This is a genomic window from Bradyrhizobium sp. P2_E8 (genome assembly GCF_056403875.1).
In genome coordinates this window covers 1-8,905 of the sequence record NZ_JBFUES010000218.1, presented here as the reverse complement: position 1 = coordinate 8,905, position 8,905 = coordinate 1, and the positions used below count along the sequence as shown (strand labels likewise).

Here is an 8,905-nt window from a genome sequence, read left to right as displayed (position 1 = left end):
GGCGCAGCTCGGCCGCCTGGCTGGAGGCCTTGATCGCGATCAGGAAGGTGATGATCGCAATGATCAGCGCAAAGAGGTCAAACGGGCCGTCGAACATGAAGCCTCCAGGCAACCGGCGGGCAGGGGCCGATCGCGCAAATATCGTATCTAGCGCCGGGAGCGCATACGCAAGCCCGGCGCGGGCCGCTCCTGGAGCACGTCGCGGCGGAAGCGGTAGAGCGCCGCCGGCCGTCCGCCGGTCTGTGTCGACATCACGCCGGTCGGTTCGACCAGGGCTTCCGTTTCGACCAGGCGGCGGAAATTCTGCTTGTGCAGGTGTCGGCCGGAGATTGCCTCCACCGTATGCTGCAATTCGGTGAGTGTGAACTCGGCGGGCAAAAGTTCAAACACCACAGGACGATACTTCAATTTTGCGCGCAGCCGCGCGATCGCGGTGGCGAGGATCCGGCGATGATCGAACCGCATGGATGTGCCGAGTGCGGGAAGCGCCTTGCGCGCTAATGCCGCAGGGCGGCCATCGCGCCGCGCCTCCTCGATCAGCCCGGCCTCATAGAGCAGCTCGTAGCGGTCGAGCACGCGCTCCTCGTCCCAGGGCGCGCCGTCGAGACCGAAATAGAATCGCACGCGATCCCTGCGCGGCAATGCCCGCGTCGTCTCCGGCGTCTCCTGTTCCGCCCAATTCGTCAGCGCCGGGATGATGTCGCGGGCGATGATCGCGGGCGGCTCTTCGCGCCAGTCCTCCCAGGGGAGGAAGCGATACCACGGCTCGAAGCTCGCTCCGGTCGCTGCGAGTTCGCCGTCGACGGCGCGGGTGAGTGCGAGATAGCCGATCGACACCATGTGCGCGCCGGTGTCGCCGGCCTCCGCATGACGGCCGCGATCGCCGAACGTGTAGAGCTGCTCGACATAGCCGAGCCGCAAGCCCGCCTGTTCCTCGACCCAGGCACGCAGGCCGATCTCGAAGGTCCGATGGCTCAGCGCATCGAAAGGGCCGAACGGCAGGCCGGCCAGCCCGTCGCTGCCGCGCGCAGTGAGGATCAGCGGCTCGTGGTCCTCGATCGCGACGATCGCGGCGGTCAGGCCGATCTCGATCGGCGTGAGCAGCGTCTCGCTCATGCGGCCGACTTCGCTGCTGTCATTCGAGCTCGATCACGAAGGGGCGGCCCTCGACCATCATCGCGCCCGGGCCCATCTCGTCGAGCGCGCGCAGCATGCGGCCCTCGCGTCCCAGCGCGCGGTCGGCGAGGCTGACGATGCGCCGGTTCGGCGATGCGATCGGCGAGGCCGCGCGGATCTTCTTCGCGATCTCGATCTCGTCGCGATGCGGATTGAGGGCACAGACGGCGGCGAAGGCGCTCGCGGTGGAGCGGCTGATGCCGGCGTAGCAATGCACCACCAGCGGCGCGCTGCGGTCCCAGCCGCGCACGAAGTTCAACACCTGGTCGATATGCGTCTCCGATGGGGCGACAAAGCCGTCCATCTCCTCGGTGATGTCGTCCATCGACACCTTGAGATGGTTGGCCGGAAGCACCGACACCGGCCGCGCCACCTGCTCGACATTGGCCATCACGGTCAGCACATGGCTGGCCTTGGTGAGGCGGACGGTTTCGGGAAGCGCGGCAAGGGAACAGACGTGGATCATGGCGGACCTTTTTGCCGCGATTATAGCGAGCGCTGGTAAGGTGGGCAAAGGCGCATCGCGCCGTGCCCACCATTTCGCAACTGCGCTCATCTCGCCTTGGTGGTGGGCACGCTTCGCTTTGCCCACCCTACGAAGGGATGATGCTACGCAAACACCGCGCCAAACCGCTCCAGGAACTGCTTCTCGGCCCGCGCCGCCGTCCAGGGCGTGAGATAGTCGCGCCGGACGCTGTCGGGCAGGCCGGGATCCTTGCCGAACAGGCGCCTCGCCTCGGCATCGCTGAAGCCGGCAAGCTCGGTCGCCTCGAGGTAGGCCGCGCCGCGATCGGCGGCCTTGATGGCCAGCGTGATCTCGTCGGGCAGCACCGGCGGCAGGCCGAAGCGGATGTGGATGGCGCCGAGCAGGCGCTTCTCGACCGCCTTGTAGTGGCCGTCGAGCACGGCCTTGAACGGCGAGATCATGTCGCCGATCACGTATTCGGGCGCGTCGTGCAGCAGCGCTGCGAGCCGCACGCGCTGGTCGACGCGCGGCGTTTCGTGCCGCATCACGGTCTCCACCAGCAGCGTATGCTGTGCGACCGAGAAGATGTGCGCGCCTGTCGTCTGCCCGTTCCAGCGCGCCACGCGCGCCAGCCCATGGGCGATGTCGGCGATCTCGACGTCGAGCGGCGAGGGATCGAGCAGATCGAGCCGCCGGCCCGACAGCATGCGCTGCCAGGCGCGGGACTCCGCGCCGTGTGCCGACTTCTTCGCCGTCATTTGACCTTGAGGCGCGGCTTGCGCTGCGTCTTGCCGCAGCTTGCGTGACAATGACAGTCGACGAGATGGTCGTTGACCATGCCGGTCGCCTGCATGAAGGCATAGACGATGGTCGGGCCGACGAACTTGAAGCCGCGCGAGGACAGCTCCTTGGAGATCTGCACCGACAGCGGCGTCGAGGCCGGCACGCTCGCCGTGGTCTTGAAGTTGTTGACCTTGGGCCTTCCGTCCATGAAGTCCCACAGCAGCTTCGAGAAGCCCGGCCCCTTCTCCATGATATCCAGATAGGACTTCGCGCTCAGGATAGCGCCGTCGATCTTGGCGCGGTTGCGCACGATGCCGGCATCGTTCATCAGCGCGTGCACCTTCTTGGCATTGTAGCGCGCGATCTTCTCCGGCTGGAAATCGTCGAAGGCTTTGCGGAAATTGTCGCGCTTGCGCAGGATCGTGATCCAGGACAGGCCGGCCTGAAAGCCATCGAGGATCAGCTTCTCGTAGAGCGCGCGGTCGTCATACTCAGGCACGCCCCATTCGGTGTCGTGATAGGCGACATAGAGCGGATCTTCACCCGGCCAGGGGCAGCGGGTCAGGCCGTCGGGATGCAGGCGAGGGGCGCGGCTCATGCGGTGGGCTGCTTGGCTGGAATGCGCACGACTTCAGGTTCGGCGAGCGTCAAGGCAAGGCCGCCGGCGGTGAGCGGCTGGCCGGCATCGAGCGCGTCGGCGACGCGGTCGATGCGCACCAGCGCGATGCCTTTGCCGCGCGCCGACGAGCCCATGGTGCCGACCGGCTTGTCGCCGGCCAACACGCTGACGCCGACTTCCGGMGAGATGTCATCGAGCAGCACCTTGACGCTGCGGGTGCGCGCGGTGCCGCGATGCTGCATGCGCGAGACGACCTCCTGGCCGACATAGCAACCCTTGTCGAAATCGACGCCGGCAAGGCGGTCCATATTGGTCTCGTGCGGGAACGCATCGCTGTACATGAAGTCGAGCCCGCCGCGCGGCACCCCGAGCGCGATGCGATGGGCCTCATAGGTGGCCGCATCGACCAGCTCGGCGCCGATGAGGTCGGACAGCTTCTGCTTGAGATCCTCGGGAATCAGGATGCGGTAGCCGAGCTCGTCATGGCGCGGATCGGCAAAGGCAAGATCCGGCTGGGCCGCGAGCGCGCCGCCCCAGGCCGCGAGCACGCCGAGATCGTCGGAGAGGTTTTCCACCGTGACCTTGGCGCGCAGCTTGTAGAATTTCAGCTTGGTGGCGAGGCCATCGGCCAGCGCCTTGGGGCAATCGATCAGGAACCCGCCGCCGTGGCCGGCCGGCGCCTCCGTGATCAGGAAATCGACGATGATCTTGCCCTGCGGCGTCAGCAGCGCCCCGAATCGCCCCGGGCCCGGCTTGAGCCTGTCGAGGTCGGTCGTGACGAGGCCGTTGAGGAAGTTGCGCGCATCCTCGCCCGCGACCTTGACCACGCCCCGGTCGGGAAGAAACGCTGATTTCATGCGAAAATCTCTTGCGACATGTTGCTCCGGAACGTAAGCCCGCAGCGCATAAACGACAAGACCTCGAGCCCTGCGCTTGGGGATGAGAGGGGCCTTCAGCCATGACTCAGCGTTTCGATGTGATCCTCAGGGGCGGCACCGTCGTCAACCAGGACGGCGAGGGGCTGCGCGACATCGGCATTGCGGGCGGCCGCATCGCCGAGATCGGCGCGCTGTCGCAAGCCTCCGCCGCCGACGTGGTCGACTGCAAGGGCCTGCACATCCTGCCYGGCGTGATGGACACTCAGGTGCATTTCCGCGAGCCCGGGCTGGAGCAGAAGGAAGACCTCGAGACCGGATCGCGCAGCGCCGTGATGGGCGGCGTCACCGCCGTGTTCGAGATGCCGAACACATCGCCGCTCACCGTGACGGAGGCCGCCTTTACCGACAAGGTGAAGCGCGCCCATCACCGCATGCATTGCGACTTCGCCTTCTTCATCGGCGGCACCCGCGAGAACGTGCAGGACCTGCCGGTGCTGGAGCGCGCGCCGGGCTGCGCCGGCGTCAAGGTGTTCATCGGCTCCTCGACCGGCGCGCTGCTGGTGGAGGACGACGAGAGCCTGCGCCGCATCTTCCAGGTGATCCGCCGCCGCGCCGCGTTCCATGCCGAGGACGAATACCGCCTCAACGAGCGCAAGCCGCTGCGTATCGAGGGCGATCCCCGCTCGCATCCGGTCTGGCGCGACGAGACCGCGGCGCTGATGGCGACGCAGCGCCTGGTCAAGCTCGCGCATGAGACGRGCAAGCGCATCCACGTGCTGCACATCTCGACCAAGGAAGAAATCGAGTTCCTGCGCGACCACAAGGACGTCGCCTCCTGCGAGGCGACGCCGCATCACCTCACGCTGGTCGCGCCCGAATGCTACGAGCGGCTCGGTACGCTGGCGCAGATGAACCCGCCGGTGCGCGRCGCCGATCACCGCGCCGGCATCTGGCGCGGCATCGAGCAGGGCATCATCGACGTGCTCGGCTCCGATCACGCCCCGCACACGCTGGAAGAAAAGCAGAAGACCTATCCGGCTTCGCCCTCCGGCATGACCGGCGTGCAGACGCTGGTGCCGCTGATGCTTGACCACGTCAATGCCGGCCGCCTGTCGCTGGCGCGGTTTGTCGATCTCACCAGCGCCGGCCCCGCGCGTCTCTACAACATGGCCTGCAAGGGCCGCATCGCCGCGGGCTACGACGCTGACTTCACCATCGTCGACTTGAAGCGCAGCGAAACCATCACCAACAAATGGGTGGCGTCCAAGGCCGGCTGGACCCCTTACGATGGCGTCCGCGTCACCGGCTGGCCCGTCGGCACCTTCATCCGCGGCCGCCGCGTGATGTGGCAGGGCGAGCTGGTGACGCCATCGCAAGGCGAGCCGGTGCGGTTTCTGGAGACGCTGAAGGCGTAGCTGTATTGCGCCGTTCACACTGCTGTCATGCCCCGCGAAGGCGGGGCATCCAGTACGCCGCGGCCCCTCGATTCAAATTTTGCTGCCTCTGGAATACTGGATTGCCCGCCTTCGCGGGCAATGACAGTGTTGTCGGACGGACAACCTGAACGTGGGGAAGCAACGATGACCACGCCAACACCCCTCATCACCACCGCGCAACTCGCCGCCATCCTCGGCGATCCCGCCTTACGCCTTTACGACTGCACGACCTATAACGAACCCGTGCCGCCCGGCAGCGACGTGCCCTATCGGGCAGTCGCCGGCGACAAGACCTTCGCGGCCGGCCACATCCCCGGCGCCGATTTCCTCGACCTGCAGGGCGAGTTCTCCGACACCTCCGCAGGCCCGCTCTTCATGATGGCTGGCGTGCCCCAGCTAGAGGCCGCCTTCGGCCGCCACGGCGCTGACGCATCCAAGACCATCGTGCTCTACAGCATCGGCACGATGATGTGGTCGACACGGTTCTGGTGGATGCTGCGCTCGCTCGGCGTCGATGCACTGGTGCTCGACGGCGGTTTTGACAAATGGAAGGACGAGGGGCGGCCGGTCGAGACGGGCGCGCCGAAGGGCTTTCCCGCCACGACCTTCAAGGCGACGCCGCGCGCGGGCTTCTTCGTCGACAAGACCACTGTGAGGGCGCGGATCGGCGATCCCTCGACCGTGATCGTCAACGCGCTCGGGCCGCAATTCCATCAAGGCCTTGAGCCGAGCCGCTACGGCCGGCCCGGCCGCGTTCCCGGCAGCGTCAACGTTCCCGCTGCAACGCTCACCAATGCCGATAAGACGCTGACGAGCCTTGCCGATGCCGAAGCGAAATTCGCGGCCCAGGGCGTTACGCGCGACAAGACCGTGATCTGCTATTGCGGCGGCGGCATCTCGGCGACGATCGACCTGCTCATGCTGACGCAGCTCGGCTACGACAAGCTGACGCTGTACGATGCCTCCATGGGCGAATGGGCGAGGGATCCGGCACTGCCGATCGAGACGGACTAGCTCTTACCCTCCCTGGAGGGACCCGGCGGGGAAGGTAAGAAAATCGGGAACCTTTTCCCCGCGCCTGCATCCAATGTCCGGAACGAATGGAAACAGGTGACCTCCATGCAGCGGACCGCAGCCGGCCTGTCCGCCGGCGCCAGAGCATCGGAAGCCGAACTTGTCGACCGCGCGCGGGGCCGTGACGAGGCCGCGCTGCGCGAGATCATGCAGGCCAACAACCGCAGGCTCTACCGTCTTGCGCGCGGTATCCTGCGCAGCGACAGCGAAGCCGAGGACGTGGTGCAGGAGACCTATGTCCGGGCCTTCACCCATCTCGACGGCTTTCGCGGCGAGTCCGGGCTGTCGACCTGGTTGTCGCGCATTGCCATCAACGAGGCGCTTGGCCGGGCGCGAAGCCGCAGGCCGCATGTCGAGCTCGGCGCGCTGCCGGAAGAGGCGCTCGAGGCGCAGATCATAAGATTTCCCGTTTCTCCCGCTGGCGATCCGGAAAGGACCATGGCCCAACGTGAAATCCAGCGCGTCGTCGAACGCGCAATCGACGAACTGCCGGATGTCTTCCGCATGGTCTTCGTCGCGCGCGTCATGGAGGGGATGAACATCGAGGAGACCGCCGATCTGCTCGGGGTCAAGCCCGAGACCGTGAAGACGCGGCTGCACCGTGCGCGCACCATGCTGCGCGAGAACGTCGAGAAGGAGATCGGTCCGGTGGTGATGGATGCGTTCCCGTTCGCCGGGTGGCGCTGCGAGCGGCTGACCGTATCAGTGCTGAAGCGGCTCGGCAGCGGCTGCTGAAATTTTTCGGGAACGTTTGCGCGAAAATCCCATCCAATGCCTGTGAAGCGACGCCGGCAACCGTCCGGCAGCACAGGAGTGTCAAACATGTTCACCCGACGGAGCGCGGCGCTCGCCGCGGCAATTCTGTTGTCGAGTCCCGCGCTGCTTGGGGGCGCCAGCGCAGCCGACAAGCCCACCGATCCGCAGATCGCCCACATCGCCTACACCGCGGGCGTGATCGACATCAACGCGGCCAAGCAGGCGCAGAAAAAGGCCAAGAACAAGGACGTCAAGGCGTTCGCCGAGGACATGCTGCGCGACCACGAGGCGGTCAACAAGCAGGCGCTCGCGCTGGTCAAGAAGCTGAACGTCACGCCCGAGGACAACGACACCAGCCGCACGCTGTCGAAGCAGGCGAGCGACAAGCTTGCCGAACTCGACAAGCTGGACGGCGCAGCCTTCGACAAGGCTTATGTCGCCAACGAGGTCGCCTATCACAAGGCGGTCAACGGTGCGCTGGAAAGCCAGCTCATTCCCTCTGCCGGCAATGCGGAGCTGAAGAGCCTGTTGCAGACCGGTTTGAAGATATTCCAGGGCCATCAGCAGCACGCCGAGCATGTCGCGGCCGAACTGAAATAGGGGAGCGGATATGATGCCGGGACGGGTGTGCTCGACCGCAATGGCGGTCGTCTTCGCAACGATGGTCGTCCCGGCATGCGCCGCGACAGTTCAGATCACGATGGAGAATCTCGAAATATCGCCGAATGATGCGTCCGCGAAGGTCGGCGACACTGTCGAGTGGATTAACAAGGACGTATTCGCGCACACCGCAACCGCTGGAAGCGGCGACTTCGACGTGAACCTGCCGGCGAAGAAATCAGGCACGACGATCGTGAAGAAGGCGGGAACGGTGGAGTATTACTGCCGCTTTCATCCCAACATGAAGGCGACGCTCAAGGTCGTGCCGTAGCATTCCCGATTGCATCGGGAATATCTCCCGCCCGCAGCGAGACTAATGCTTGGCCGCAGGGAGCGGCTTCCGTGCGATAAACGCCGCAGACTTCGCGATGTGTCGCAGAGTCATTCATCCGTCAACTGGCCCCGCCCGCGTGGCGGGGTCATTTTCCAAAGGCGTTTACTGCCGGGAGATGTCGACGGAGAATTCGCCGTTGCGGATCCGGCCGGGAAAGCCCTCGACGAATTTCGCTACCGCGTCCTCGCCATAGGTGCCGACAAGCTCGGCAAGGGCGGCAAACAGGCTTGCCTGCGCCAGGCAGTCGCCGTCGACGCCGTCGTGGCGCGCTTCGGCCCAGGCCTCGTTGAGATAGCTCAGTGCGGCCTGTTTCTGCTCGTGGTCGGGCAGCGGCGCGCGGGCGGGGGCGTAGGAAATCGGCTGGCTCATGAAACTCGATCAGGGCTGGGCGCGATCCACGGCGATGCGCTGTGCGAGTGGTGTAGCACGCGTATTAACGCCCGCTAGGCTACATCTTTAGGAACGGTTAATGGCTGTGAACAAAGACGATGACAGCGAGTTCAGTTCGCGTAGCGCGCCGTCAGGTCGCGCGAGATCTTCGAGCCTTCCTCGATGTAGCGGCGGATCGCGACGGTGGCGGCCGGCGTGCAGCTCCGGTAGGTCTGCTGGAAACCATTATAGCCGCGGTTGAATCCGGCGATCATGCGGGTGCGGCGCTCGCCGGAGGGGGTTTCGGCATCGATCAGCGCCTGCATCTCGCTGCGCCATTTGTTGCCCTCGTTG

12 protein-coding genes are annotated in these 8,905 nt (G+C 65.7%); 5 read left to right on the top strand and 7 right to left on the bottom strand.

All coding sequences use genetic code 11. The annotated features are described in order from the left end of the window. Positions 1-147: 147 nt before the first annotated feature. The 5 genes from AC1D00_RS14645 to ygfZ all read right to left on the bottom strand — a co-directional run bounded on the left by AC1D00_RS14645 (position 148) and on the right by ygfZ (position 3,901). Positions 148-1,116 carry an NUDIX hydrolase gene (locus tag AC1D00_RS14645; RefSeq protein ID WP_404558464.1) on the bottom strand — a complete coding sequence of 323 codons (969 nt, stop codon included), beginning with the start codon at positions 1,114-1,116 and terminating at the stop codon, positions 148-150. 19 nt (positions 1,117-1,135) lie between these two features. Beyond that, on the bottom strand, positions 1,136-1,642 hold the full coding sequence (locus AC1D00_RS14640) for a tyrosine phosphatase family protein (protein ID WP_027543594.1): 507 nt from the start codon (positions 1,640-1,642) through the stop codon (positions 1,136-1,138). A 143-nt stretch (positions 1,643-1,785) separates the two neighbouring features. Continuing rightward, entirely contained in the window at positions 1,786-2,400 is a 615-nt protein-coding gene (locus AC1D00_RS14635) for a YfbR-like 5'-deoxynucleotidase (RefSeq protein ID WP_135179119.1), read from the bottom strand. Next, complete coding sequence (locus tag AC1D00_RS14630; protein WP_011085340.1) at positions 2,397-3,023, bottom strand: DNA-3-methyladenine glycosylase I; 627 nt, start codon at positions 3,021-3,023, stop codon at positions 2,397-2,399. Before AC1D00_RS14630 ends, AC1D00_RS14635 begins: the two co-directional genes overlap by 4 nt. Then, positions 3,020-3,901, bottom strand: a complete 882-nt coding sequence (gene ygfZ / locus AC1D00_RS14625; RefSeq protein WP_477011153.1) for a CAF17-like 4Fe-4S cluster assembly/insertion protein YgfZ — start codon at positions 3,899-3,901, stop codon at positions 3,020-3,022. Before ygfZ ends, AC1D00_RS14630 begins: the two co-directional genes overlap by 4 nt. 101 nt (positions 3,902-4,002) lie before the next feature. Here ygfZ and AC1D00_RS14620 point away from each other — a divergent pair, with 101 nt between their 5' ends. The 5 genes from AC1D00_RS14620 to AC1D00_RS14600 all read left to right on the top strand — a co-directional run bounded on the left by AC1D00_RS14620 (position 4,003) and on the right by AC1D00_RS14600 (position 8,119). Continuing rightward, the gene (locus tag AC1D00_RS14620; protein ID WP_477011152.1) at positions 4,003-5,337 is read left to right on the top strand and encodes a dihydroorotase; all 1,335 of its coding nucleotides are present in this window, start codon (positions 4,003-4,005) and stop codon (positions 5,335-5,337) included. 165 nt (positions 5,338-5,502) lie between these two features. Further along, on the top strand, positions 5,503-6,372 hold the full coding sequence (locus tag AC1D00_RS14615; protein WP_477011151.1) for a sulfurtransferase: 870 nt from the start codon (positions 5,503-5,505) through the stop codon (positions 6,370-6,372). Positions 6,373-6,477: 105 nt separating this feature from the next. Then, positions 6,478-7,167, top strand: a complete 690-nt coding sequence (locus AC1D00_RS14610) for an RNA polymerase sigma factor (protein ID WP_404558461.1) — start codon at positions 6,478-6,480, stop codon at positions 7,165-7,167. A gap of 87 nt (positions 7,168-7,254) precedes the next feature. Next, positions 7,255-7,788 carry a DUF4142 domain-containing protein gene (locus tag AC1D00_RS14605; RefSeq protein WP_477011150.1) on the top strand — a complete coding sequence of 178 codons (534 nt, stop codon included), beginning with the start codon at positions 7,255-7,257 and terminating at the stop codon, positions 7,786-7,788. A 10-nt stretch (positions 7,789-7,798) separates the two neighbouring features. Then, complete coding sequence (locus AC1D00_RS14600) at positions 7,799-8,119, top strand: cupredoxin domain-containing protein (RefSeq protein ID WP_477011149.1); 321 nt, start codon at positions 7,799-7,801, stop codon at positions 8,117-8,119. 165 nt (positions 8,120-8,284) lie between these two features. On the opposite strand, the gene AC1D00_RS14595 is transcribed toward AC1D00_RS14600, so the two are convergent. Together AC1D00_RS14595 and AC1D00_RS14590 are read right to left on the bottom strand one after the other, a co-directional pair. Then, positions 8,285-8,551 (bottom strand): hypothetical protein, encoded by a 267-nt coding sequence (locus tag AC1D00_RS14595; RefSeq protein WP_015687891.1) that lies wholly within the window; start codon positions 8,549-8,551, stop codon positions 8,285-8,287. Between the two features lie 131 nt (positions 8,552-8,682). After that, positions 8,683-8,905, bottom strand: a 223-nt coding sequence (locus AC1D00_RS14590; RefSeq protein WP_477011148.1) for a TIGR02301 family protein, incomplete at its 5' end; no start/stop codon positions are given.